The 26816-nt window shown below is 38.9% G+C and carries 28 protein-coding genes; 2 read left to right on the top strand and 26 right to left on the bottom strand.

Features of this window, described 5'->3' with window-relative positions; all coding sequences use genetic code 11:
• Positions 1-185: 185 nt before the first annotated feature.
• From RI845_RS07830 to yceD, 18 genes are all read right to left on the bottom strand, one after another.
• Positions 186-1415: a nucleoside recognition domain-containing protein gene (locus RI845_RS07830; RefSeq protein ID WP_348389177.1), complete on the bottom strand. Its 1230-nt coding sequence runs from the start codon at positions 1413-1415 to the stop codon at positions 186-188.
• A gap of 526 nt (positions 1416-1941) precedes the next feature.
• Complete coding sequence (locus tag RI845_RS07825; RefSeq protein WP_348389176.1) at positions 1942-2592, bottom strand: glutathione S-transferase family protein; 651 nt, start codon at positions 2590-2592, stop codon at positions 1942-1944.
• A 23-nt stretch (positions 2593-2615) separates the two neighbouring features.
• A complete protein-coding gene (locus RI845_RS07820) occupies positions 2616-3383 on the bottom strand; it encodes a TatD family hydrolase (RefSeq protein WP_348389175.1) in 768 nt (255 codons plus the stop codon).
• Positions 3384-3534: 151 nt separating this feature from the next.
• Entirely contained in the window at positions 3535-4059 is a 525-nt protein-coding gene (locus tag RI845_RS07815) for a hypothetical protein (RefSeq protein WP_348389174.1), read from the bottom strand.
• A 33-nt stretch (positions 4060-4092) separates the two neighbouring features.
• Entirely contained in the window at positions 4093-4791 is a 699-nt protein-coding gene (locus RI845_RS07810; RefSeq protein WP_348389173.1) for a HupE/UreJ family protein, read from the bottom strand.
• 71 nt (positions 4792-4862) lie between these two features.
• Positions 4863-5189 (bottom strand): PilZ domain-containing protein, encoded by a 327-nt coding sequence (locus RI845_RS07805; RefSeq protein ID WP_348389172.1) that lies wholly within the window; start codon positions 5187-5189, stop codon positions 4863-4865.
• Positions 5190-5233: 44 nt separating this feature from the next.
• Positions 5234-6181 carry a hypothetical protein gene (locus tag RI845_RS07800; protein ID WP_348389171.1) on the bottom strand — a complete coding sequence of 316 codons (948 nt, stop codon included), beginning with the start codon at positions 6179-6181 and terminating at the stop codon, positions 5234-5236.
• Positions 6171-6803, bottom strand: a complete 633-nt coding sequence (gene tmk, locus RI845_RS07795) for a dTMP kinase (protein WP_348389170.1) — start codon at positions 6801-6803, stop codon at positions 6171-6173. The genes RI845_RS07800 and tmk overlap by 11 nt, the downstream gene beginning before the upstream one ends.
• 3 nt (positions 6804-6806) lie before the next feature.
• The gene (gene mltG, locus RI845_RS07790) at positions 6807-7802 is read right to left on the bottom strand and encodes an endolytic transglycosylase MltG (protein ID WP_348389169.1); all 996 of its coding nucleotides are present in this window, start codon (positions 7800-7802) and stop codon (positions 6807-6809) included.
• Positions 7802-8590 (bottom strand): aminodeoxychorismate lyase, encoded by a 789-nt coding sequence (pabC, locus tag RI845_RS07785; protein ID WP_348389168.1) that lies wholly within the window; start codon positions 8588-8590, stop codon positions 7802-7804. The genes mltG and pabC overlap by 1 nt, the downstream gene beginning before the upstream one ends.
• 149 nt (positions 8591-8739) lie before the next feature.
• Entirely contained in the window at positions 8740-9981 is a 1242-nt protein-coding gene (gene fabF / locus RI845_RS07780) for a beta-ketoacyl-ACP synthase II (protein ID WP_348389519.1), read from the bottom strand.
• Positions 9982-10122: 141 nt separating this feature from the next.
• Positions 10123-10356: an acyl carrier protein gene (gene acpP, locus RI845_RS07775; RefSeq protein ID WP_033078142.1), complete on the bottom strand. Its 234-nt coding sequence runs from the start codon at positions 10354-10356 to the stop codon at positions 10123-10125.
• Positions 10357-10547: 191 nt separating this feature from the next.
• The gene (gene fabG / locus RI845_RS07770; RefSeq protein WP_348389167.1) at positions 10548-11291 is read right to left on the bottom strand and encodes a 3-oxoacyl-ACP reductase FabG; all 744 of its coding nucleotides are present in this window, start codon (positions 11289-11291) and stop codon (positions 10548-10550) included.
• Between the two features lie 7 nt (positions 11292-11298).
• A complete protein-coding gene (gene fabD, locus RI845_RS07765; protein WP_348389166.1) occupies positions 11299-12228 on the bottom strand; it encodes an ACP S-malonyltransferase in 930 nt (309 codons plus the stop codon).
• A gap of 24 nt (positions 12229-12252) precedes the next feature.
• Positions 12253-13212, bottom strand: a complete 960-nt coding sequence (locus RI845_RS07760) for a beta-ketoacyl-ACP synthase III (RefSeq protein WP_348389165.1) — start codon at positions 13210-13212, stop codon at positions 12253-12255.
• A gap of 7 nt (positions 13213-13219) precedes the next feature.
• Positions 13220-14248, bottom strand: coding sequence for a phosphate acyltransferase PlsX (gene plsX / locus RI845_RS07755; RefSeq protein ID WP_348389164.1), 1029 nt, complete (start codon positions 14246-14248; stop codon positions 13220-13222).
• 11 nt (positions 14249-14259) lie between these two features.
• The gene (gene rpmF, locus RI845_RS07750; RefSeq protein ID WP_348389163.1) at positions 14260-14430 is read right to left on the bottom strand and encodes a 50S ribosomal protein L32; all 171 of its coding nucleotides are present in this window, start codon (positions 14428-14430) and stop codon (positions 14260-14262) included.
• A 24-nt stretch (positions 14431-14454) separates the two neighbouring features.
• A complete protein-coding gene (yceD, locus tag RI845_RS07745) occupies positions 14455-14967 on the bottom strand; it encodes a 23S rRNA accumulation protein YceD (protein ID WP_348389162.1) in 513 nt (170 codons plus the stop codon).
• A gap of 235 nt (positions 14968-15202) precedes the next feature.
• On the opposite strand from yceD, the gene RI845_RS07740 reads away from it, so the two are divergent.
• On the top strand, positions 15203-15802 hold the full coding sequence (locus RI845_RS07740; protein ID WP_348389161.1) for a Maf family protein: 600 nt from the start codon (positions 15203-15205) through the stop codon (positions 15800-15802).
• 111 nt (positions 15803-15913) lie between these two features.
• Here the strand turns inward: RI845_RS07740 and rluC are convergent, their stop codons facing one another.
• On the bottom strand, positions 15914-16921 hold the full coding sequence (rluC, locus tag RI845_RS07735) for a 23S rRNA pseudouridine(955/2504/2580) synthase RluC (RefSeq protein WP_348389160.1): 1008 nt from the start codon (positions 16919-16921) through the stop codon (positions 15914-15916).
• Between the two features lie 707 nt (positions 16922-17628).
• Between rluC and rne the strand changes: the two genes are divergently transcribed.
• Positions 17629-20637, top strand: coding sequence for a ribonuclease E (rne, locus tag RI845_RS07730; RefSeq protein WP_348389159.1), 3009 nt, complete (start codon positions 17629-17631; stop codon positions 20635-20637).
• Between the two features lie 77 nt (positions 20638-20714).
• Here the strand turns inward: rne and RI845_RS07725 are convergent, their stop codons facing one another.
• The 7 genes from RI845_RS07725 to RI845_RS07695 all read right to left on the bottom strand — a co-directional run bounded on the left by RI845_RS07725 (position 20715) and on the right by RI845_RS07695 (position 26749).
• Positions 20715-21011, bottom strand: a complete 297-nt coding sequence (locus tag RI845_RS07725; RefSeq protein ID WP_348389158.1) for a ComEA family DNA-binding protein — start codon at positions 21009-21011, stop codon at positions 20715-20717.
• 155 nt (positions 21012-21166) lie between these two features.
• On the bottom strand, positions 21167-23002 hold the full coding sequence (locus tag RI845_RS07720) for a M48 family metallopeptidase (RefSeq protein ID WP_348389157.1): 1836 nt from the start codon (positions 23000-23002) through the stop codon (positions 21167-21169).
• 122 nt (positions 23003-23124) lie between these two features.
• The gene (locus RI845_RS07715; protein WP_348389156.1) at positions 23125-23721 is read right to left on the bottom strand and encodes a LemA family protein; all 597 of its coding nucleotides are present in this window, start codon (positions 23719-23721) and stop codon (positions 23125-23127) included.
• Positions 23722-24013: 292 nt separating this feature from the next.
• Positions 24014-24580 carry an elongation factor P-like protein EfpL gene (gene efpL, locus RI845_RS07710; RefSeq protein ID WP_348389155.1) on the bottom strand — a complete coding sequence of 189 codons (567 nt, stop codon included), beginning with the start codon at positions 24578-24580 and terminating at the stop codon, positions 24014-24016.
• Between the two features lie 26 nt (positions 24581-24606).
• A complete protein-coding gene (gene pyrF, locus RI845_RS07705) occupies positions 24607-25305 on the bottom strand; it encodes an orotidine-5'-phosphate decarboxylase (RefSeq protein WP_348389154.1) in 699 nt (232 codons plus the stop codon).
• 4 nt (positions 25306-25309) lie between these two features.
• A complete protein-coding gene (gene lapB / locus RI845_RS07700; RefSeq protein WP_348389153.1) occupies positions 25310-26479 on the bottom strand; it encodes a lipopolysaccharide assembly protein LapB in 1170 nt (389 codons plus the stop codon).
• A gap of 3 nt (positions 26480-26482) precedes the next feature.
• Positions 26483-26749 carry a LapA family protein gene (locus tag RI845_RS07695; RefSeq protein WP_348389152.1) on the bottom strand — a complete coding sequence of 89 codons (267 nt, stop codon included), beginning with the start codon at positions 26747-26749 and terminating at the stop codon, positions 26483-26485.
• Between the last annotated feature and the right edge of the window lie 67 nt (positions 26750-26816).

Raw genomic sequence — 26816 nt, 5'->3', positions numbered from 1 at the left:
AACAAATTGTCGACACTTGGTATTTACACCAAGATAATACGCCGATTAAACGTTAAGTCAAGACTAAAAAACAGAGATTGTCGACAATAAAGGCAAAAAACTAGTTAAATGAAGCAACAATGTTATATTTAAGTGAATTATTGTCCGACATACAAGCGTTTGAATATCGGACTAGTAGATAAGTGTTAGCCAAAGAACCAGTAGCAAACACCAATACCGGCGCAAATACCACTGACATCAGCAATTAAGCCACAGGTTATGGCGTGGCGTGAATAGCGAATGCCAACACTGCCAAAATAAACCGCTAATACATAAAACGTAGTTTCGGTTGAGCCTTGCATGATAGATGCTAACCGTCCTGCAAATGAGTCGGCGCCATGAGCATTCATCGTTTCGATCATCATAGCTCGAGAGCCGGAGCCGCTTAATGGTTTCATAAACGCGGTAGGCAAAGCGTCAACAAAACGAGTGTCGCCGCCCATGTAAATAACTAAATTACGTATACTGTCGACAATTAAGTCTAATGCACCACTTGCCCGAAACACGCCAATCGCACAAAGCATGGCTAACAAGTAAGGGATAAGTTTAACGCTGACTTCAAAGCCCTCTTTTGCGCCAATAATAAATTGATCATACACATTCACTTTTTTTAAATGCGCTATACCAAGAAAACTAATTAATACGGAGATGATCAAAAAGTTGCCCATTAATGAAGATTGTTGAGCCAGCTGCTCTGCCGTTAGCTGCGCCAAATAAATCACTAACGCGGCAACTAATGCCATTGCTGCACTGAGATACAGTAGAATCACACCTTTATACAGTTTTATTCGTTGAAACAGTGCAACTGAAACAAGCCCTGCTAAGGTAGAGGCAAACGTAGCAAGCAAGATGGGAATAAATACATCGGTTGCAACCGCTGCTCCTTGCTGTGCCCGATAAACAAACACGCTTATTGGAAACAGAGTAACGGAGGAGGTATTAAGAACTAAAAACAGTATTTGTGCATTACTTGCGGTGTCTTTCTTAGGGTTAATCTCTTGCAGATCGCTCATCGCCTTTAAGCCTAAAGGGGTTGCTGCGTTATCTAAGCCTAAAAAATTTGCCGATAAGTTCATGGTTATAGAGCCAAAAGCAGGATGATTTTTTGGGACTTCAGGCATTAATCGAGAAAATAATGGTGAAATGGCCTGCGCTATTTTATTCACAATACCGCCACTTTCAGCAATTTTCATCATGCCAAGCCAAAAGCTTAATATCCCAATTAAACCAATGGCGATTTCAACCGTGACTTTCGACATAGAAATAATACTACTGAGTAGATCTTCAAAAATTGCAGCATTGCCAAGAACGAGCCATTGATACAGCGAAACAACAAAGGCAAAGATGAAGAAAAACAACCAGATGATATTTAACATGAAGACGCCATTAATTTTTATTATTTTAGTTACTGATTTAATTACTACTTTTAAATTCAGAAGAAAATATTTGTAGCAATTAGTATTACCATACCATATAGAAACTGTGCGGTTAACCGTAGATTAACTACAAATAATATCAGACAAAACAAGGTGTGGATAAGTTGTGTCAAAGATGTACAAAACCTATAGACAAGCTGTGCAGTAGCAAGTTAAAAGCCGACAACTAACGCCTGTAACCCATTGATTTTACGGCATTAAAAAATAAATCAAATTATTTTCAAAATCGACTAGATTTTAATCACATTTACACTACAATTAAAAGTCCAAGTAGCAAATAAATCGAGTTTTTATTTAGGAGTTTTCAGAGACTCACTACTTAAACAAATTAGCGCAGGCTCAACCTATTGAGCCATTCCCCTGAGCCTGAAGCGATTGCTTCAGGCCTTTTTTTTTGCTTTAACGTCCGATTAAAATCGGACCAACCATAGTTTGTTATTATGGTTGGCGTGAACTTGTTCGCGCGTTATGGCGTAGACAAGTTAGCAAAAGGATCCAGCTCAACACCTATCTGTCTTGCTCTTTTAAACGCCGGCCTTGCTTGTAATCTAGCTAAATAATCCTTAATTTCAGGTTTATAATTGTCTGCTAAACCAATTCTCTCACCAAAATGTAGCGCCATACCTATGGCAATATCAGCAATGGTAAACTTATTACCGCAAAGGTATTCATTCGTTTGAAAATGTTGAACTAAGCCGCGCATTCTTGAGAATAACCATTGACTGTAGTCTTCTACAATTTGAGGATTTAAACGCTCACCCTGCTCTAAATGTTTATAGCGAAGTATTAACGCTAATGGAAACGTATAGGTAGTATCACTTTGATATAGATAATTAAGGAACTGTCCGTACTCAGGATGTGTGACCTCAATAGAGAGTTGCTGCTGTTGATATTTTTCAACCAAGTAGTGACATATCGCGGTAGACTCTGTTAAACAGGTGTCCCCATCTATAAAAAACGGCACGGTTCCCAATGGATTGGTTTCTAAGTAGTCTTTTTTGAGAAACCTCGGCGGAAAAGGTAAAACTTCAACCTCATATTTAAGCCCCATTTCTTCCAGTGCCCATAGCGCACGCAGAGATCGGCTGTCATAACAGTGCCATAATTTCATTGTCATATTAATTCACTTTTAAACAGAAATTAAACCTTAAATAAGCGTTTATAATTTTCAGTAGATAGTGTTGCAATTTGTTCGACTGTTTGCCCACGTACATCAGCAAGCATTTTAGCAACCTCTACTACATAAGCAGGCTGGTTTTGCTTACCTCTATGCGGTACCGGTGCTAAATAAGGAGAATCAGTTTCAATCAAGAACTTGTCATCAGGGACCTGATGGGCAACATGGCGTAATGCGGAGGCGTTTTTAAACGTAACGATACCGGAGAACGATATATAAAATCCCATAGCTATTGCTTGTTCAGCCATTTCCCAGCTTTCGGTAAAACAATGCAACACACCGCCAACCTGCTCAGCCCCTTCTTCACGCATAATCGATAACGTATCTTCTTGCGCATCACGGGTATGAATAATAATAGGTTTGTTTAATTTTCTTGCCACGCGAATGTGTTTACGAAATGCATCTCGTTGTACTTCTTGGGTTTCAGGTGCGTAAAAGTAATCCAGACCAGTTTCACCAACCGCGACTACTCGATCATTATCAGCGAGGGTTAAGAGTTCTGCTTCATCAACCATGTCTTCTTGATTTAATGGATGTACGCCGCAAGACAATTGCACATTGTCATATTTTGCAGTTTTAGCAGCCATACTAGGGAATTCTTTGAGTGTAACCGATACACACAGCATATTACTGACATTAGCGGCTGTAGCAGCGTTAACAACACTGTCTAGGTCGTTGTTAAAATCTGATAAATCGAGGCGGTCTAAATGACAGTGAGAGTCTATGAACAAGGAGTGCTCCTGATAATTAGGTTAATGGCGGAAATTGTATCTAAACGAGAGGCAGAGTCAAGCTTGAAGTCAGAGCTGATCTGAGCTAAAAGATGGTTTCGCACTGCAGAAGCTAGACTGTTTTTGTCTGAATATTAATGTATTTAACGAACTATTTTTTTAAGCCTATAAGGGTATATTCGCCGTTAACCTTTAGTTTAACGTTTATAGCTTGATCAGTTTTATTTTTCCAGTACCAGCCGTGAACCCCATTAAACGGAGCGGTAAAACTGCCTTCCATTTCAGCTAATGTGGCAATCGCATAGCTTTCATAATAACCCGTGGTGTCACCCTCTGGTTCGCCGTGTAAATCAAAATACAAGGCACTACCTTCTGTTGACCATTCATATTTCATTTTTTTAAACTGTCGCATATCAAACTTAAATTCAATACCACGCCCAGCGGGTACGGTAATGTCAAAACTGTCTGATAATTCAAGCGTGTCAGTGTTCTGTTCTTGCTGCTCTATTGTTACAGTGGTATTCGCCAGTGCTGTTAGGCCCAACTTTTCTCCAATCCCAGTCGGATCAATATTATATTCAGCAGGCAAAATAAAACTCACTAATGCAATTGCGGCAATAGCTAATGCAATGACTGTCGATTTAATCAGTGCTGGTGTTGATAATGTATTTTGCATTTTTATCTCTTAAAATAGTTAAACAAACTCAGCTTAATTTACAAAGTAACCGGTAAGTTGAAAGCCAATAAGCATGAAGCCCGCACTGACCAATAATGTATTAGTCGCGGTAGAAAATTGCTTAAATGTATGATGTCGTCGCCAAAAACTAATGGCGAGCAAAATAAACATTAATGCTGCAAACTGCCCTATTTCGACACCAAGGTTAAACGCGATTAAGTTGGTAAACAGACCATCTTCTGGTAATTGAAATTCTTGCAGTTTAGTGGCTAAACCAAAACCATGGAATAAGCCGAATATTAATACGGCGGCTTTTGCGTTTGGGCTATAACCTAAGGTGCGTTTAAACCCACCTAGATTATCAAAACCTTTGTATACGACAGATAAACCTATTATGGCATCGATAAGATATGCATTAACTTGTAGATCAAACATCACGCCTAACAGCAGCGTTAAACTGTGACCTAAGGTAAACATGCTCACATACAACAAGATGTCTCTGCTTTTGTATAAGAAGAAGATCACGCCGACCAAAAACAGCAAATGATCATAGCCTGTGATCATGTGTTTGGCGCCAATGTACATAAACGGAATAAACTGTACACCGGTATTGCTTTGCAGGAATACTCGGGTACTTTCATCAACTCCATGCGCCATTAACTCGAATGATAGAAAGCTGATCAAAAAGAGCCCTAAAACGAGCAACGGTTTGCGGATTTGGTTATTTATCATGATTTGTATCGTAGATTAAATTCCGGTTCAATTTGAAGTAAAATATAAAATAAACAATCGAACCATTTAATCTACATTGTGTATGTTGCTTCTTTGGAATTAAGCATGCGACCTAAATTAGATTCAATTTGATTACGTACGTTGTGTTCGTCATTTAAAAATGCCACTCCTACGCCGGGTTCAGTACCGTTTTGTGCGCCGTGAGGTGTGATCCAGCAAACTGATGTTTCCAGATTTACCGATTCTAATTGGCCCGGTAGAGTTACCTCTAAACTAATTTTGTCACCAAGTTCAAACTGCTCGGCGGTTTTAATGAATAACCCACCCTGTTTTAAAAATGGCATATAAGCCATATACAGTTCGCGTTCATTTTTAAATTCTAATACAAAGTTGCTCATTTTAATTCCAGACTGTTTTTTATTATTATGTTCTAACCCTGAAGTTAATCAGTCGTTAGTATATGTTCAATATCAACCAATAATGCTTCAATAGTAAAGGTTTTATTTGCTTGCGTTAACAGTTTTATTTGTTTTGTCGCTTGGTTTAATAAGTTTATGCATTGCCAAAGTTGTTCGGTAGAGTAACGACCTGACAATTGATTCATTTCGTGGTTGATTAATGAGTCTTGCCAACCTGATTGAATTCGAATCAATTGATTGAATGAATTCGTTAGCCAGCGCATTCCGTGAATATTATTTGCAAGTAAATTTACTAATTCGTTGCCATTAACAAACTGCTCTAAAAAGACGGTTAACTGCTCGATAACCTCTGCACGTTGCTCCTGGCATTTAGGGTCAGTAAGCTCAGCAAGTTCATTTAAATTGCTAAAGTCATTTATTAACCCTTTGTCGCTAACCATGTTGGCGAGCTCTTCCCCCGTTGGCGGGTTAATTTTTACTACGCTGCAGCGGCTTACAATTGTAGGCAATAACATTTCAATGTCGTTACACACTAAAATTAAATAGCTATTTGATGTTGGCTCTTCCAATGTTTTTAACAATGCATTGGCGGCAGATTCAGTCATATTTTCAGCAGAGAATATGACTACGGCTTTATTTTTAGCAAGTTGTGCGGTTTTTTGTAAAAACGCCCCTGCGCTTCTCACTGACTCTACACCAATCGTTTTTTCGCTATTGTCGATTGTCACTAAATCGGGGTGAGTTTGTGCTTTAACTAATGAGCAAGACTTACACTGCCCACAAGGCTCAGTTAACGTCTTAGAGTGTTCGCATAACAATAATCCAGATAACCAATTACCCAGCTCTTCCTGGCCGGCTAAATGACTACCTAACAACAGCATTGCATGGGGCAATAGACCTTGTTCTATTTTGCTGGTGATCTCTAGTTTATTGTTAACTAGCCAGCTTTTATCTTGTAACTTAGCTACCAAAATGATGACTCAATAATTCAGTAATATCGCTATGAACCTTTTCCATAGTCTGACTAGCATCAACAATAAAAATACTATCATCTGCCGTGGCTAGTTGCAGGTACTTGTTGCGCACGCGATGGAAAAAATCTATCTTTTCCTGCTCAATTCTATCTAACTCTCCACGAGCTTGAGCGCGAGATAAGCCTAATTCAGGTTCAATATCTAAGTAAAGGGTAAAGTCAGGTTTGAAGCCATTTAAGGTAATATTCGCGATTGTATCAATTACCGAGTCGCTAAATTCACGACCACCACCTTGATAGGCCCGAGAGGATAAATCATGACGATCACCTATTACCCATTTTCCTTGTGCAAGTGCTGGTAATATTTTATTGGCAACAAGTTGTGAGCGACTCGCATACATTAATAATAATTCACATTCAGGAGTAACTTGTTCATTACTCGGCTCTTTAACTAATGTTCTTAATTTTTCAGCCAATGGCGTGCCACCAGGCTCTCGTGTTTTCTCATAGCTAATTTGTTGTGCTGTTAAGAAGTTTTCAATAACTTCAATGGCTGATGATTTACCAGCGCCTTCGATGCCTTCGACAACAATGAACTTTCCCTGAGATTGACCTGACATAACTTACTTCTTTCCTCTGATGTATTTGTTAACCGCATTATTGTGTTCGGCTAATGTGGTTGAAAAATGATGCTCACCGTTGCCTTTACTTACAAAGTATAAAAATGGTGAATTGGCCGGATGTAAACTTGCTTCTATAGCCGATTTACCAGGCATGGCAATAGGTGTTGGTGGCATACCATTAATACGGTAAGTATTATACGCCGTTTTTTCTCTTAAGTTAGCATAAGTAATATCACCAGTGTAACGCTCGCCTAAGCCATAAATAATGGTTGGGTCCGTTTGCAAGCGCATATTTTTAGCCAATCGCGTAATAAAGACTGCAGAAATTAATGGCTGCTCACTGAGTTTAGCTGTTTCTTTCTCAATCATAGACGCCATAATTAATACTTCATAGGCGTTTTTGTAAGGTAAATTGTTTGCTCTGCCCTGCCAACTTTCATCTAACTCAGCAGTCATGCGTTGATAAGCCTGCTTCAAAATATCAATATCTTTAGTGCCTGAGATGAACTGATAAGTATCTGGAAAAAATAATCCTTCAGGGTGCTTGTGCTCACTCTCTAAGCTATTCAGAATTTGTTGATTGGTTTTGTCTGCCAAGGTGGATTGAATGTGCTCTGTTTCTGCCAATTGGATAAGCCACTCTTTGAAGGTTGAACCTTCAACAAAGGTAATTTTAAATTGATGTTCTTCACCGGCAACAAGGATCGCAAATAACTGCTTTATTGTAAGCTGCTCTGGCAACTTATATGTCCCGGCTTTAATGTTAGTTATTTCTGGGTGTAACTTACTATACAGTTTTAACCAAAGAGATGTTTCAAGCCACTGTTGTTTGATTAAATCAGCCACTACAGAATTAAACGAACTGCCTTTTGAAACGGTATAAAACTGCGACTCTTTAATCGGTAAATCGTTGTCAACATGACGCACAGTTACTGTATATACAGTAACTCCTGCTGCTAGAATGATAAATAACAAGATAAAAGCAATGCGTTTCATTAACACTTCCCTAGTAAAGCTAAAACAGTTTCAATATTAAACGTTCTTTCCATAAATTTAACCACTGGAATAACACCTAATAATGAATTAGAGATAAAGATTGCGTCAGCGCTGTCTAACGCTTCAATACTTGCATTGACGATTTGAACATTCTCCGTTGATTTAATCAGTTCTTCTCTGACAATGCCCGTTACTCCCGATAACTTTAAACAAGGGGTAAATAACGTGTTGTTTTTAACCCAAAAGATGTTAGCGGTATTACACTCAACTATGTTGTTGTTAATATCACAAACAACGGCTTCATCAACATCTAAGGTATCCAGTTCATTTCGTATCAATACCTGTTCTAAACGATTTAAATGTTTAATACCAGCAGTGCTTGGATTTAAACCGAGTTTAACTGTGCTTATGCCTAAATTCACACCTTGGTTTTGCCACAAAGGGTAATGACTGGGAAATTCGCTCACAGTGATAATAATTGTTGGCGTTAAACTGCCGCGTCTCGAATATCCCCGGCTACTTACACCTGCGGTGATAGTCACTTTAATTGTAGCTAGAGTTCGACCGTTTATAGCGTTAGAAACCTCATTTTCTAACGCTTGCCAGTCTGGTGTAGGCAGTTGCAACATTGAACAACCGTGTTTCAATCGTTCAATATGTGCTTGATAATGTTCGAGCTTACCTTCTACAACTTTACCTGTAGTAAATATTCCATCACCAAAAGCTAAGCCTCGATCAGAAATATCGATGAGATCTGTTTGTGTATAGTTAACTGAACTGTATAGCATAAGGGCTTATTTATTATTTTGTTTGATCCTGAATCGAATTCAGAACGTCACTATTGTGCCGGCTTGTTTCAAAAACAACAAAGCTTGAATACCATATAGTATTCAAGCTTTTAGTTTTATTGGCAAGACTTTGTTATTAAAAAGTAGAACTAAATTTTCTTAAATAATAACGAACCGTTGGTGCCACCGAATCCAAATGAATTACATAATGCATAATCAAGTTTGGCTTGGCGGGCTTCGCCTCTAATATAATCTAAATCACAACCTTCATCAGGGTTATCTAAATTGATTGTTGGTGGTACTTCTTGGTTTTGTAAGGCAAGAATAGTAAAGATAGCCTCAGCTGAACCAGCGGCACCTAACATATGACCGGTCATTGATTTAGTTGACCCCATCATCAGGTTATAGGCATGATCGCCAAATACAGATTTAGCGCCATTGGTTTCTGCAATATCACCTGCAGGTGTTGATGTACCATGGGCATTGATATAACCAACTTGGTTGGCATCAATACCAGCATCACGGATTGCGTTAGTCATTGCTGCTGCTCCGCCCTCACCATTAGCAGGTGGCGACGTAATGTGATGTGCATCGCCACTCATACCAAAACCACAAAGCTCGGCATAAATTTTTGCACCACGTGCTTTAGCGTGTTCGTACTCTTCAAGTACAACAACACCAGCACCATCACTTAATACAAAGCCGTCACGGTCTTTATCCCAAGGACGAGAAGCTTGCTCAGGAGCATCATTACGAGTAGAAAGTGCACGAGCTGACATAAAACCGCCCATACCTAATACCGTAGAGGCTTTTTCGGCGCCGCCAGCAACCATTGCATCAGCATCACCATAAGCAATCATACGGGCAGCATGACCGATATTATGCACACCGGTAGTACATGCGGTTACAATCGCTATATTTGGCCCTTTTAAGCCATGCATAATAGATAAATGACCAGAGATCATATTTAAAATTGTTGATGGACAGAAAAAAGGAGATAATTTTCTTACATTATGACTGATGGTTTTTGCATGGCCTTCTTCAATTAAAGATAAGCCTCCAATTCCAGAGCCAATAGCAACACCAATGCGACTTGAGTTTTGTTCAGTAACTTCTAGACCTGAATCTTCTATCGCTTGATTACCAGCAGCTACCCCGTATTGGATGAATAAATCCATTTTTCGGGTTTCTTTTTTGGCAATACCAAACTCTTCTGGATTAAAGTCTTTTACCAGTCCGGCAAATTTAGTCGTGAAGTGAGTAAGATCAAGATGATCGATTAGGCCAATACCACTTTTTCCTGCAAGTAGCGCGTCCCAAGTTGAATGTGAATTATTTCCTAGCGGGCTTAGCATCCCTAAGCCGGTGACTACCACTCGTCGCATAACAATCAATGTCTCCGCAAATTATACAAATATCATTGTTTATTTAGTTATACCAATAAACAATGATATTTGTATGATTTTGTTCATTTTCAAAAAACAAAAACAAAAAAGGCGGTAATTAAACCGCCTTCTTCAACAAACTAGTGATTAACCGTGAGCAGTCACGTAATCGATAGCTGATTGAACTGTAGTAATTTTTTCAGCTTCTTCGTCTGGAATTTCAGTATCAAATTCTTCTTCAAGAGCCATAACTAATTCTACTGTGTCTAGAGAATCTGCACCTAAGTCATCAACAAAAGATGCTTCGTTTTTTGCTTCTTCTTCTTTAACACCTAATTGTTCAACAATGATTTTTCTTACGCGTTCTTCGATAGTACTCATTATATTTCCTTTACTATATTTAGCAATTCTTACAAAATTGCGTGTAGTTTATTCGTCATCAAGTCACCATGCAAGCATAAAATTATATTTTTACTCTGGTCTAACCTGATGACTAATCATTTATTTATGGTTCAAAAGTCGCTATTTTGCAAGAAAACAGCGTGATTAAGGGCTTTTTTGCCTTAATCTTTTTAAACCATGTACATACCGCCATTAACGTGAATAGTTTCACCATTAATATAAGCAGCTGCATCAGAGGCTAAAAATGCAACAGTTGCAGCAATTTCTTCTGGCTGACCTAAACGATTAGCAGGTACTTGTGATGAAATGGCTTCACGTTGCTCTTCGTTTAATGCTTTAGTCATATCTGTATCAATAAAACCTGGTGCAATAGCATTTACAGTTATGCCACGAGAGGCTACTTCTTTTGCTAGTGATTTGGTGAAGCCTAACAAGCCCGCTTTAGATGTAGCGTAGTTAACTTGACCAGCGTTACCCATTGAACCAACAACAGAACCGATATTAATAATACGGCCATTACGTTGTTTCATCATTGGACGCATTACAGCTTTACTGATTTTAAATAAAGAATTTAAGTTAGTCGTGATGATATCGTCCCACTCACTATCTTTCATTCGCATCATTAAGTTGTCACGCGTAATACCAGCGTTGTTAACTAAAATATCAATTTGACCGAAGTCTGCTTTGATTGCATCAAATAATGCTGCGATTGAATCAGTATCTGTTACATTTAACTCGTAACCTTTACCGTTATTACCTAAGTAAGCACTAATATTGTCAGCACCGCCTTGTGATGTTGCTGTACCAATTACCTTAGCGCCTAGAGCAACTAATTGCTCAGCGATCGCTTTACCAATACCACGGCTTGCACCTGTAACCAGTGCGGTTTTACCTTCTAATGAAAATAAAGACATGTTTATTCTAACCTTCTAAAGCTGAGTTAAGTGTGTCAGTTGTATTAACTGATACACATGTAAGTTGTTTATTTATACGTTTTACAAGACCAGCTAATACTTTACCAGGACCTGCTTCTACAAGTTGTTCTACGCCCATAGAGGCCATTTTCTCAACAGATTCAGTCCAGCGTACTGGGCTGTATAATTGGCGAATTAATGCATCTTTAATTGCCGCACCATCAGTAACTAATTCAACATCTACGTTATTAATTACCGGAACTTTCGGACTGTTAAATTCAATATTTGCTAAGTCAGCAGCTAGTTTGTCTGCCGCTGGTTGCATTAATGCACAGTGCGATGGCACGCTTACAGGAAGTGGTAATGCGCGTTTAGCGCCCGCTTCTTTACAAAGCGCACCTGCGCGTTCAACAGCAGCTTTATTACCAGCGATAACCACTTGACCAGGCGAATTAAAGTTAACAGCAGATACAACTTCATCACCTGCACCTTGCTCACAAGCAGCAAGAATCGCATCATCAGCTAAACCGATAATTGCGTACATTGCACCTACACCAGCAGGTACTGCTTGTTGCATGTACTGACCACGTTTTTCAACAAGTTTAACCGCATCTTCAAGAGTGATAACACCGGCACATACCAGTGCAGAGTATTCACCTAATGAATGTCCAGCTAGCACAGATGGCATTTCACCACCCTTTTCTAACCAAGCACGAAACATAGCAACACTGGCTGTTAATAATGCAGGTTGTGTGTAATCAGTTTGATTTAGTTTACCTTCGCTATCGTTTTGAATTAGGTCCCATAAGTCGTAACCTAGTGCTTGAGATGCAGATGCAAACGTAGATTTAACTACTTCATTATCGCCCAGATCAGCTAACATGCCTACAGCTTGTGAACCTTGACCAGGAAATACAAAGGCTAAATTATTATTCATTGTTTTACCTTACTTTTGTACTATTTAAAATTTCATTAGGGCACTGCCCCAAGTGAAGCCACTACCAAAGGCTTCCATTAAAACTGTTTGACCACGCTTAATGCGGCCATCACGAACCGCTTCATCTAAAGCAGTAGGGATAGTGGCAGCTGAAGTATTACCATGTTTATCAAGCGTTACTACAACTTGATCCATTGGTAAACTTAGTTTTTTCGCCGCGGCAGCAATAATGCGCAGATTTGCTTGGTGTGGTACCAACCAATCAATCTCTGACTTATCCATATTATTATGTTCAAGTGTTTCAGTAACAATTTCGCTTAAACGAGTTACGGCGAATTTAAATACTTCATTACCTTTCATGTAAATATAAGCACTCTCTTCGGTAATTAAGTCACCACGTTTAGGTGAACCTGCGCCCAATAGAGCACCGTAGTTACCATCAGCATGTAAATGCGTAGATATAAGCCCTGGCTCTTCACTTGCTTCAAGAATAACTGCGCCAGCCGCATCACCAAATAATATAATGGTTGAACGATCGGTTGGGTCACATAAATGAGAAAGGGTATCGGCACCAATCACTAACACACGCTTTGCCATGCCAGATTTAATGAATTGATCGGCAACACTCAAGCTATATATAAAGCCAGAACACGCTGCTGCAACATCAAAAGCCGGCACGTTAGGAATGTTCAAGTACATTTGCACATGACAAGCTGCACTGGGTAAATCAACATGAGAACTTGTTGTTCCCATTACAATCATATCGATATCGTCAAGTTTTATACCGGCCATTTCGGCAGCTTTTTCAGCTGCTTTTGCGCCCATATAAGCAACATTTTCATGCTCAGCTGATATGCGACGCTCTTTAATGCCGGTACGATCTAGGATCCATTGGTCAGTTGTATCTACCATTTTTTCTAAATCAGCATTAGTTCTGACTTGTTCAGGGAAATAACTTCCCGTACCTGTAATTCGTGAATACATTATCTTTTTAAGACCTTTTAAGTAAACTGAGTTCTAGTTTATTTTTAATTTTTTCAGGAACTTGTCTTTCAACTTCTTTAACTGCCTCTAGTATAGCGTTAAAAAAAGCTGAGCTGGTGGCATTGCCGTGACTTTTCACCACAATACCGCGTAATCCTATCAGACTTGCCCCGTTATACTGGTCGGGGTTCAGTCGTTTTACTATCTTTTTTAGTGTTGGGTTAAGTAAAAACCCTAAGAATCGGGTAAATTGGCTTTCATTTATGATTTTCATCACCTTAGCCATTACCAGCTTTCCTACTCCCTCACACGTTTTTAATGCAACGTTGCCAACAAAGCCATCACACACAATAACATCGGCTTTACCGGTAAATATGTCGTTACCTTCAATAAACCCTACATAATTAATTTCAGGATTCTCGCGCAATAAAGCTGCAGTTTGCTTTATATGATCACTACCTTTTATAACTTCTTCCCCCATATTCAGCAAAGCAACCCTCGGTGAATCTATTGAATCAACTTCTTCCGCCATTACAGATCCCATCATGGCAAACTGATACAAAGTATCAGAATCGCAAAACACATTAGCGCCTAAATCAAGCATAAAGGCATGGGAGGCTGAATCAGTAATAGGTAAATGGGAAACAAGCGCTGGACGCTCAACTCCAGGTAGCATTTTTAATACGTAATGGGCAATCGCAAGTAATGCGCCTGTATTGCCTGCACTTACACAAGCATCGGCATCGCCTGTGTGAACTAAGTCTAATGCACGACGCATTGAAGAGTCTTTTTTAGTTCTTAGCGCCACACTTGGTTTTTCATCCATAGCAATTTGCTCACTAGCATGGACTATTGAGATACGAGGATGGTCAAGGAAATTGTGTTTTTTTAAGTGCGCGTGAATAACGCTTTCGTCACCACAGAGGATGAGCTTAAGAGATGGCACATGTTCAATTGCCATTTTTGCAGAGGGAATTGTTATAAGGGGGCCTGAATCGCCCCCCATAACATCTAACGCAACCGTTAGATTAACCAAAGTTAAGTCGCTTATTTAGCGATAACTTTGACACCTTTGTAAAAGCCATCGGCAGTTACGTGGTGACGACGATGTGTTTCGCCAGAAACTGGATCAACTGATAAGTTTTCTGGTGTGATTGCATCGTGTGAACGGCGCATGCCACGTCTTGAACGAGATTTTTTACTCTTTTGTACGGCCATTACCCTACTCCTAAAATCAAAAAGTTACTTGAGGTTTTTTAAAACATCAAATGGATTCGGTTTCTCAAGCGTATCCGGTAACCTACCCCAAGAAGTGTTTGCTTTTGCATCACAATCCTTAAGGTCATGTTTCGGTACTAATGGAATATTAATGATTAATTCATCTTCCACTAATTCGCGTAAATTTACTTCACCATTTTCATCTACTACTACAACATCATAATGTGAAGGTAAGAGCTCAGCTCCCTCTTCGTTTTTAACAGGACTATAAGTGAAATTAACACTTAAGTCTTGTACAAATGGTTCATTACAACGCTGGCATATTAAATTCACCTGAGTTGATGCCTCGCCGCTTAACAATGTTAAGCCTTGCTCATCAACGTCAAAGTTTACTTTAACATTCACTTGCTCACAAGCCTTCTCAGACACTGCGAGCAATCTTTCTAATCCTAATAATTCAAAATAGCCGTTGCACTCAAGCCTACGCTGAGAACTTTTAAACGGATCAATTGTTATTGGAAGCTTAAGATTCTTCATATGGCGCGCATCTTAAAGGGTGAAGTGCCTCCTGTCAAAAGAAAATTCACCAATTTCAATGCAATTGCCTATTTAATGACAAATTTTAACATAACCACATCAATTGTGAACAATTTTACAGCAATTTAATTTAAAAATAACATTTACATCAAGTTTAGCTTTTGGCTCATATTACTTTATTGAACAGAATTAGTTAAACTTGCTGTGCTAACTAATATTAAACATGAGTAAAACTATGACCCAACTCGTACTTGGCTCCACCTCTATTTTTCGCAAAGCATTGTTAGAAAAATTTAATCTATCTTTCGATTGCGCTAAACCAAATATTAATGAAACTGCGTTAGAAAATGAAACACCTGAAAATCTAGTCGCTAGATTAGCACAAGAAAAAGCACAAGAAGTCAGTAAAGAGTATCCACAAGGGTTGATAATTGGCTCTGATCAGGTAGCAATATGTGATGGCAATATTCTGGGTAAGCCGCATACGTTTGAAAATGGCGTTAAGCAACTTACTTCATTCAGCGGTAAAACAGTCACGTTTTTGACCGGCCTGTGTTTATATAATGCAAGTACAGGTAATACCCAAGTAATCGTAGAACCCTTTTATGTCAGCTTTAGAGAGTTGACTATGACAGAAATCAGCAGTTACCTACACGCTGAACAACCGTATAACTGTGCTGGTAGTTTTAAAAGTGAAGGTTTGGGTATTTGCTTATTTGAACGATTAACCGGTGACGATCCTAATACGCTGATTGGATTACCATTAATTCGTTTACACCAACTCCTTAAAAATGAAGGCTTTGATGTGTTGGCAGAGCAAGAAACGAGAAAATAGAGACGAGAGACGAAGAGCAAAGGAACTGGTGCCCTTCTTCACGATTGAATTTAACGAGAGTCTAGAAACAGTGGCTCTTCGTTTCTAGTTTCTCGTATCTAGTTTCTGCTCTTAGTACGTCTTATACGTTTGTTTTTTAAGTATTGCAGTTAGGGCGTTATCATAAGGTGCTTCAAACTTAACTCGCTCACCCGATTTAGGATGAGTGAATTCTAAACTTGCTGCATGTAAGAATAAACGCTTTAACCCTTGCTTGTTCATTTGTGCAGTGAAACCTTCTGAACCATATTTATCATCACACGCAATTGGATGCCCATTAACTTTACAATGCACTCGAATTTGATGAGTTCTTCCGGTTACCGGAAATGCTCTCACTAATGTTGCTCCTTCATAGTGCTTTAACACTCGGAACCGAGTTTCAGATTCCTTGCCATTAATATTATCAACGACAACAACACGCTCACCCGATTTAAGATCGTTTTTCCTTAACCCTTGGGTAGCGCGAGTAAGTTTTGTCGACCAATGCCCTTTTACCAAGGCATGATAGAATTTCTGAACACTCTTTTCTCGTAGTTGTTCATGCAATGCTCTTAACGTAGAACGTTTTTTAGCGATCATTAAACACCCAGAAGTGTCTCTATCTAAACGATGCACGAGTTCTAGCATTTTCGCATTAGGTCTTAGCGCTCTTAATGCTTCAATTAAACCAAAACTTAGACCACTGCCACCATGAACGGCCATGCCGGTAGGCTTATTTATTACAATTAAACAATCGTCTTCAAATAAAATATGATTTTCAAGTGATGATACTTTTTTCAATTGTGTCGATACTGGATTTGATTCTTCAGAAACTCGAATAGGCGCAATGCGAATGATATCGTCTATTTGCAGCTTGTATTCAGGTTTGGTGCGCTTTTTGTTAACTCTGATCTCGCCTTTTCTTAATAAGCGATAAATCATGCTTTTGGGTACGCCTTTTAGCGTTTTCAGCAAAAAGTTGTCAATGCGTTGACCGTCTGATTCTTCATCAATCGTTACAAACCTTACCTTAGGTCTGTCTTCGTTATCAGCGGTATTTTTTTTAGCTGATAGCGGTGAATTAGGTGTTTGTTGTTTCATGACGGCGAGTTTAGCACAGTTTTTTTATATTTTGCGCGTATTTAGCCATAATAACTCAGTAAATTTATTGCCTTATCGTATTAATTAGTGGGATAATGCCAGAGTTACTGAAATTTAAATTTTGGTGCCAAATATTACTTAAATCTTATTATCAACAATGACACAATTTTCATTGCTATACAGGGATTAAAAAAAAGTAATAACGAAACTCTTAAGTGAATCGTAAGAGGTTTGTTGCGGCAACATCAATATACGATATTTTTCAGTGTTTGGTGTATTAATCTCTGCTAACTATGGACTGACAATCCAGCAACATTAATAACCAATCACCCGATATATTGACCGCATTGCCTATTGCTTACACCGGCGTACGTAACTTGCCCGTGTTTGAAGCATAAACAATAAATCCAGCAAATAAAGAGTTATAAACTATTAAATAGTAAGCACAGCATTTTTGCTGAGTATGTAAAAGTTAAGCAGTGTTATGAAACTGCAAGCTTATTTCAGATAAATAAGTTTGTTGTGTAGTTTCGTAACCATTTAAAGAATTAAATTAAAAGATAACAGTCCCGAGTTTTAGGGAGTTGACATCCGTGAGGCTGCCAACCCTCTGTTTACCTTGCTATACAACATCTATAAAGTGTTGATTGCTAGCTTTACCGCTCAACCCAATGTTGTGACTTATTAATACACAGAGTCACAAAAATATGAAACGCATGTTAATCAATGCTACACAATCGGAAGAATTCCGCGTAGCACTAGTTGACGGCCAGAACCTTTACGATTTAGATATCGAAAGCCCTGGTCATGAACAAAAAAAATCGAACATCTACAAAGGTACAATCACTCGAGTTGAACCATCTTTAGAAGCAGCTTTTGTTGACTATGGCGCAGATCGCCATGGTTTCTTACCAATGAAAGAGATTGCTCGTAGTTACTTTCCGCAAGGTTACAGTTTCCAAGGTCGCCCAAACATAAAAGATGTTTTGCGTGAAGGCCAAGAAGTAATTGTTCAAATTGATAAAGAAGAACGCGGCCAAAAAGGCGCAGCACTTACTACATTTATCTCTTTAGCAGGTAGCTACTTAGTGTTAATGCCTAATAATCCTCGCGCAGGTGGCATATCTCGTCGCATCGAAGGTGATGAACGAACAGAGCTAAAAGACTCATTAAGTAAATTAGACTTACCAAAAGGCATGGGCTTAATTGTACGTACTGCCGGTGTAGGTAAAGCCTATGATGAACTTGAGTGGGATTTAAATGTTCTACTTCAACATTGGTCTGCAATTTCAGAAGCAGCGGCTTCTCGTCCGGCACCATTTTTAATTCACCAAGAATCTAACGTTATTTTACGTGCCATTCGCGACTATTTACGTCGTGATATAGGTGAGATTGTTATTGACCGCCCGAAAATTTTCGACAGTGTTAAGCAACATATCCAATTAGTGCGCCCTGACTTTTTAAGTAAAGTAAAACTATATAAAGGTGATGTGCCTTTATTTACTCATTACCAAATAGAATCACAAATTGAATCTGCATTCCAACGTGAAGTGCGTTTACCGTCTGGTGGCTCTATTGTAATTGACCCAACAGAAGCATTAACATCAATTGATATCAACTCTGCCCGTGCAACAAAAGGCAGTGATATTGAAGAAACAGCCTTTAATACTAACCTTGAAGCTGCAGAAGAAATTGCTCGTCAATTACGTCTTCGAGATTTAGGTGGTTTAGTAGTAATTGATTTCATCGATATGACGCCTGTTCGTCATCAGCGTGAAGTTGAAAATCGCATGCGTGACGCAGTTCGCCCAGATAGAGCTCGAATTCAGCTAAGCCGAATTTCTAAATTTGGTTTATTAGAAATGTCACGCCAACGTTTACGTCCTTCAATTGGTGAAACAAGCCAAGGTGTTTGTCCACGTTGTAGTGGTACTGGTAATGTACGCGGTGTTGAATCGTTAGCATTATCAATTTTGCGTTTAATGGAAGAAGAAGCCATTAAAGACAAAACTTCACAAGTTCATGCTCAAGTACCTGTACCGGTAGCAACTTACTTGCTAAATGAAAAACGTAACGCTGTTGGCCATATTGAAAAGAGCCACGATGTTAAAGTATTAATTTTAGCAAATAGTGACATGGACACGCCACAGTACGAGGTTGTGCGTGTGCGTGATGATGAAACTATGGCTGAAGCAAGTTATGAAATGAAACTTAACACTACAGCGCCTGAAGAAGCTGTAATGCCTAAGTTCCAAAAAGAAACAGTTAAGCGTGATGAACCTGTTTTACAAGGCATGTCGGCACCAACAAAGCCAACTTCTAATGCGCCTGTTAAACAAAAAGCTAAACAGCCTCATAAGAAAGTAGACAATAAAGAGTCTACGGGCTTGATCGCTTCCGTTCTTGGATTCTTTAAGTCTTTATTTACTACCGAAGAAAAAGCACCTGAGAAAAAGCCGACACACGGTAAGAGAAAGCCTCATGATAACCGTGACCGTCGCAATCGTAAGCCACGTAATCAACAACGTCGTGGTAAAGGCCAAGGTCAAGACCGTGAGCGCGATCAAAAAGATAATCGCAACCAGAAAGATAACCGCAACGTAAAAGACAAAGATCAGAAAGCTGGCCAGCCTAAAAAGCAACAGCCTAAAAAGCAGCAAGATCGTCAACAAGACAAACAAGCAGCGAAGCCTAAAGAAGCTAAAGTGGCAGAGCGTCGTCAACGTCGTAACACTCGTAAGAAAGTACGAGTGCAAGATCAAAACGAGCAAGTTACAAATAAGCAAACTACAGCACCTGCTGAAGCAGTAAATAAAGCTGCAGTTAAGGCTGAGCCTGCTACACAAAATGTTGTGACTAACGATGTACAGACTGAAGCGACTGGCGGTGAAAGCAAGGATAAGGAACAGCGCGTAAGAAACCGTCGCTCGCCAAGACACTTGCGCTCACACGGCCAACGTCGACGTAAAGAGAAGTTGGATACAACTGAAGCAGAAATTGAAAATACAATTGTTGATGAAAGAACAACTGAAGATCCAGTGGTTGCTCGCTACCCTAGCGTTACTGAAGAAGTACAAACGACTTTGGACCTTGAAACTCCAGCTGATTTTGTTGAACCTGCAGTCGTAACAAAAGAAGAAGATGTTACTGTTGACGAGGAAGATAAAGTCAATGAACAGCAACAGGACTTGCCTCTAGCTGAAGAAGTAGTTACTGAAGAAGTGGTTACTGAAGAAGTGGTTACTGAAGAAGTGGTTACTGAAGAAGTGGTTACTGAACAAGTGGTTACTGAAGAAGTGGTTACTGAAGAAGTAGTTACTGAAGAAGTGGTTGCTGAAGAAGTGGTTGCTGAAGAAGTGGTTGCTGAAGAAGTGGTTGCTGAAGAAGTGGTTGCTGAAGAAGTGACTGCTGATGAAGTGGTTGCTGAAGAAGTCGTTACTGAAGAAGTGATTGCTAAACCTGCAAAAGCTAAAGCTGCGAAGGCAAAACCTGCAAAGGCTAAAACAGCAAAAGCAAAGCCTGCGATTATTGCTAAAGGCAAAGCGCATGCGCCAATGACGAAACCTGCGGCAGTTGAAGTTGGGGAACAAACTATTCCGACAGCTTCATTAACCGTTGCCGAGAGAGCTCAAGTGGCTCGCTCGAATAGATCAGCAACCTCGGCATTTGCTACTAGCAAAAGTTCAGCAGGACCAACTAAGCCTAGCGCTCAGTAACGGTTAGCTGATGAAATAACAAGCCAGTCAAAATTGACTGGCTTTTTTTTTGCTAAATTTTTAATGATTGAAACCAGTTAAATAGCTAAATACTTACTATTCTTTTCAATAAACTTCACCCCAATACCTTTTACATTCATTAGATCAGCGATGTTAGTAAATGGTCCATTCGCTTTTCTGTAATCAATAATAGACTGTGCTTTTTTAAGTCCAAGGCCTTTTAACTCAGATAATTCTTCAACAGATGCGGTGTTGACATTAATGGTCGTCGAAACTTCTTGCTCTGTGACCAGTGATGCATTGTTTGCAAAGGTGGCAAAAGCAGGGGTTAGAATTAAGGCAGCAGCTAATAATGAGGTAGTTAACGTTTTCATATGTAATTCCTTTACGTATTTAATTAAATTGTAATACCGAATAGGTATAACCACACCCTGTGGTTATAAGAAGTTTAGGTGAGAAATGTGCAATGTCAAAATATTTAAAAGGGGCCAAAGCAAGACTCCTAAAGGCAATCAAGCACCAACGAAGCTCAAGCTGTTTGTTGAAAATGAGGGGGCATTGGACAATCTAAAAGTGCAGAAACAGCCCTAAGCAATTCCATCTCTTTAATAGAAAACAATTTGTCCTGGGTAATTATTAATAAACATGCACGTAATAGTGTTTGTTTATGCGTTGGCTCTAAATTCACAAGTGAATCCATAGCCTTGTTAAGTTTGGCTATTTCTATACTTTCTTGATTGAACAATTTTACGTTCAAGATACCAACGTCTTTCTCAATTAAAGTAATAATCTTAGGAATATCATTTTCATCCTTGATATAAAGATTTAGCAACATACTTAATAAGATATTAATTTCTAATTTTTTCTCAGTTAACGATGCGTATTTATTACGCTTGTTATTATGCTTGCTATATTGACTATTTAAATGTCGAAATAATATTTTTTGCAATGCCCACTCAAATAAATCAATATGATCATCGGCTAACACCAAGAATGAAAAGTTTGCTTTGAATAACTCATAACGGCCTTGGGTTAATTGCTTAAGCGTTGGGATGGCCATATCAATTAGAGGTAACCGATAGCGAGTATGTAACTGCCCTACTTGCTCCCTTAAAACTAGAACATGGTCAATAACATCTTTGTCTCCGGACTCTTTAATGCGCATTAACTGTTTGTTTAATACTGTTTCATCGGGACTTAACAGCAAACAATAAATAAATGCTCTGGCTTGGTCTATATCATGTACAGCTTGATGTATAGAATCAGGTATTTCACTTATAAAAGTAGTTGCATGAGTAATTTGTTCATCATTTACATTGCCAATACTATTTAGCATACGCTCAGCAACAACTGCACTGCCAACCACGGCTGACATGACTTCCTTTGCTTTAGTTTCAGCTGAAGATGAAGCTGGCTGTTTTTGTGTCTGTTGTTGTTCTTTCTTTTCTTGTTTTTTTACTTTCTTATTAATAAAAAAGTAAGGTGATATGCGTTTTATACGTTTATCAATTGGAGGATGGGTAGCGAACATTGACTCAACAAACGAGCTAACCCCGGTACTGAAATATGCATGACTCATTTGCGGCGCTTGTGGGCTGTCCAGTACCGAGCCAACACTCGAAATTTTATTAAGCGCATTGGCGATACCGTCTTTGCTTCGAGTAAACTGCACAGCAGATGCATCAGCTAAATATTCTCGTTGCCTACTAACGGATGCTTTGATCAAATTACCAAAAAAATTACCCCCAAAGCCAATAACGACCAGCCCCGCCCCCAGGCCAATTATTGGTAACGTATTTTTCCTAGAGCCTCTAACCGATCGTAAAATATAATAGCCAATGTAACCCATTAATAAAATGCCATGTAAAACGCCTATTAAGCGCATGTTCAATCTCATGTCACCATTAAGTATATGGCTGAATTCGTGGGCAACAACACCTTGTAGCTCATCTCTGGTTAGATCATCAATACAACCACGTGTTACACCAATTACCGCATCTGAATTCTTAAATCCTGCAGCAAAAGCATTAATACCGTACTCATGCTCTAGCAAAAATACAGCAGGAACCGGCGTGCCAGAAGCAATGGCCATCTCTTCAACAACGTTAAGCAGCTTTTTTTCATTTATATCACTAGTGCTATGACTTACTAGTCGCCCACCTAGCATTTCAGCAATAGCTTTTCCGCCATGTCCTAAAGACATACTTTTATAAGCACTGCCAGCAAAAATGACCGCACAAACCGTAACACCTATAAAAAAGAATATTTGCCAATCAAATTGAGTCTTTACTAATTCTAAAGAAAGCGGCATACCGTCTTCTGCGGCCAGGAAACCAAAAAGTAACATGACTAGAATGTTAGTCATTATAACCAAGCTAAGTACCGCCAGAGAAAATAGCAGGACTAAACGAGAGGTGCTTTTGCGCGCCGACTGTTGGGCTTGAAAAAAATCCATCGATAAAAACTAATTCAGTGATTAAATGATAATTAAAAGGCGACTTTTGGTGCGGCTTGAATTTCAGCACTATCAGCAAACTCTAATAGACTAGCGTCTTCGCGGTGGCCAAATGGACCTGCAAAAAAGTTTTGTGGAAAGCTTTGCTTGTAGGTGTTGTAGGCCATAACTTGATCGTTAAACGCTTGGCGTGCAAAACCTACTTTATTTTCGGTAGTGATCAGCTCTTCATTAACTTGCATCATGTTTTCGTTGGCTTTTAAATCTGGATACGCTTCCATTACGACATTCAGTTTATCTAACGCCCCCATTAATGCACCTTCAGCGCCCATTAATGAGTTCATAGCGGTAGCATTGCCAGGTTGTGCCGCTGCGGCTGCTAACCCTTTTGCCGCACTATTACGAGCAGAAATAACCGCTTCAAGAGTTTCGCTTTCATGCTTCATGTAGGCTTTTGCAGTTTCAACTAAATTAGGTATCAAGTCATATCGACGCTTAAGTTGTACTTCGATTTGGGCAAAACCATTTTTATAACGGTTCTTTAAGGCAACCAGTTGATTGAATATGCCAACTACGAAAAAGATTCCTACTGCAACGATAACCCAAAAGATGATTGTAGATATGCTCATAATACTTCCATTTAATATTTGTTTTTATTAACTTTAATTTAACGTGTGGATAGAGATGCGGCAAGTAAAATATTTATTCAAAAATAACACGCGAATAAAGTCGCGCCAAACAGATCTCATACTATGGTTGGTCCAAATTTATTCGGACACTAAACAAAAAATTGCTCCTCGATAACTGCTCCTGCGTTATTCTATCTACATACATCCTTGTATTAGTGCATTTTTGTCATATAGGCCAAAAAAAAGCCCTTCTAAAAGAAGGGCTTTAATTCTATCAGGTGTTTGTTAGTAATTAAGCACGACTCATGAACTTACGTTCTTCTGTGTTAACTTTCACTTTATCACCAGTTGAAATATGCTCTGGTACTTGAATCACTAAACCTGTAGATAATGTCGCAGGCTTAGTACGGGCACTCGCTGACGCACCTTTAATTGATGGGTCCGTTTCAGTTACCACTAAATCAACTGAACCTGGTAATTCAACAGCTACAGGTGACTCGTCGATAATGATCACGACCATGCCTTCAGTGTCTTCAGTAATGAATGGAATTTCATCACTTACGCTTTCACTGTTTAAGTTATAAGGCGTGTAATCTTCATTATCCATAAACACATATTCATCACCATCAAGATAAGAAAAGCTTACTTGACGACGAGTCAAATCTGCAATATTCAGCATATCTGAATCTTTAAAAGTTTCATCCGCTTTTACCCCAGTTACTACATCGTAAAGACGCATGCGGTATAAACTTCCCCCTGCTCGACCTTGTGGCACTGAGCGGGTAATTCCACGTACGATAAACACTTTACCGTTGTGCTCAATCGCTGCATTTTTTTTAATATCACTCGCCTTTGGCATGACTGTTTTCCTAACTATATTATTGATTAAACTAAAATTGATTTATTAATGTCTTGCAACACTTGATGAGGATCGTTTGCTTTAGTAATTGGTCGACCAATCACTAAGTAATCGACACCAAGGTCAATGGCTTGTGGTGGTGTCATAATGCGTTTTTGATCATCAACAGCAGCGCCAACAGGACGAATGCCTGGAGTAACTAATTTAAAGTCACTCCCTAAGTTGGTTTTTAGCATTTTTGCTTCTTGTGCAGAGCATACTACACCATCAAGACCAGCTTGTTGTGTTAATCGAGCTAAGTTCATTACATGTTGCTCTGGTGTTGCGTTTATACCCAGTTCAAGTAAATCATCACTCGACATACTGGTTAGTACGGTAACGGCAATAAGTAATGGTGCATCTTTACCGTAGCTGTCTAGAGCAAGCTTAGCTTGACTCATCATTTTAGAACCACCACTCGCATGAACATTAACCATCCATACCCCCAAATCTGCTGCTGCAGATACAGCTTTGGCAACCGTATTTGGAATATCGTGAAATTTTAAATCTAAAAACACATCAAAACCTCGATCAACTAAATTGGTCACAAATTGAGGACCAAAATGGGTGAACATTTCTTTACCCACTTTTAATTTAGCATCGCTTGGTTGAATTTTATCAATAAATGATAGTGCTTCATTTTGTTTTGCGAAATCCAGAGCCACAACTACTTTGGCATCAGACATACTTTTACTCTCCTTCAAGGCCTCTTACGGGTTTTAATTGTTCCCAATCATGACACGATGGGCAAGACCAGTAATGAACCGTACTGTTAAAACCGCAATTTTTACAACTGTAGCGCGGTTTTATTTTTAAATAGGCTGCAACCAATTCTTTGATCACATCTAAACTTTTATTGGTTTTATCGTCATTGCTTTCATTAAGCTGCATTTTAACAAAATATTTAAAGCCACGTATGGTCGGGCGACGATTCAATGCAGAAAGAATGTATTCTTCTGCTTTCTCTTTTGAACTTGTAGACTCTACATATTCAAGGTATTTGATCAGCGCAGTTGTACTGCCGGTTTTATCAAAGACTTGCTTGATGAAAGGATAAAATTCATCATTATTATCACTTCGCTCATAGCACTGCTGCATTTTATCAATAACGTCAGGAAAAAACTCCTGATCTTGATAAAATATTTCCTGGTAACAACGACAGGCATTATTAAACTGCTCACTATTTTCAAATACTTGCGCCATTAAAAAATTTGCGCGACTCGATTTAGGATCTAAAGTAAGGGCTTTTTGTAAAAGCTCCAACTCTTTTATGTACTCATCTTCTTGAATCGCAATATTTGCGAGTTCGCAATAAAAGTTAGCCAATACGTGCTTAAGTTTTTTATCTTTTGACTTTAATACTGACTTTTCTAAATCAATGCCCTTATGCCAATCTTTTGTCGATTGAAAAATGTGCAACAGATAGGTTAAAGATTTTATTCCGTACATGTCTGATTTTAATAGTTTTAAAAACAGTTTTTCAGCGCGATCATATAAACCGGCACTGTAAAAATCTCGTCCTAGCTCAAATACCGCTTGCTGCTTTTCTTTGTCAGACAGCATTGGCTGACGAACAAGATACTCATGCACCTTCAATGCCCTATCCAATTCGCCTCTGCGGCGAAATAAATTCGCCATGGCAAAATGTGCTTCTACCGTATCATCCTCAACTTTAAGCGCTTCAAGTAAGTACTCCATTGCTTTATCTTGTTGATTAGAAAGTAGATAGTTCAACCCGGTAGAATATTTTACCGTTAAGGAATCTTTGGCATTTTGATCTTTTTGCTTGATGCTATTACGCCCCATAAACCAACCGTATCCGACGGCTACTGGTAATAGAAGAAACAGCAATTCAAACATGATTTATTGACTAACTTGATTTGTGGCGGACTTATCGACAGATTTATTCTGTTTAAAGCGTTTAATGCGACGACTGATCATAAACGTAAACATAGTAAACATGCCAATAATAAAACCGATAAAAGTAAATATACTAACAGCCATTGCAACACTGATGTTACTGCGGGCAATAATATAATTTAATTCGATAATTTGTTCGTTTTGAGTACCAAATACAAAGGCGATTGCCAAAAAGATAAAAAGCACTAAAACTGATAAATAAAGTTTCAAGTTAATAGTCTCGAATGGTATTTATTATAATGTTAACAAATAAAGGGGTCAGTGATAATTTTATTTT

The organism is Thalassotalea nanhaiensis (genome assembly GCF_031583575.1).
Taxonomy (GTDB): domain Bacteria; phylum Pseudomonadota; class Gammaproteobacteria; order Enterobacterales; family Alteromonadaceae; genus Thalassotalea_A; species Thalassotalea_A nanhaiensis.
Note: the sequence above shows the minus strand (reverse complement) of the source record. Positions and strands in the feature narration are given on the sequence as shown.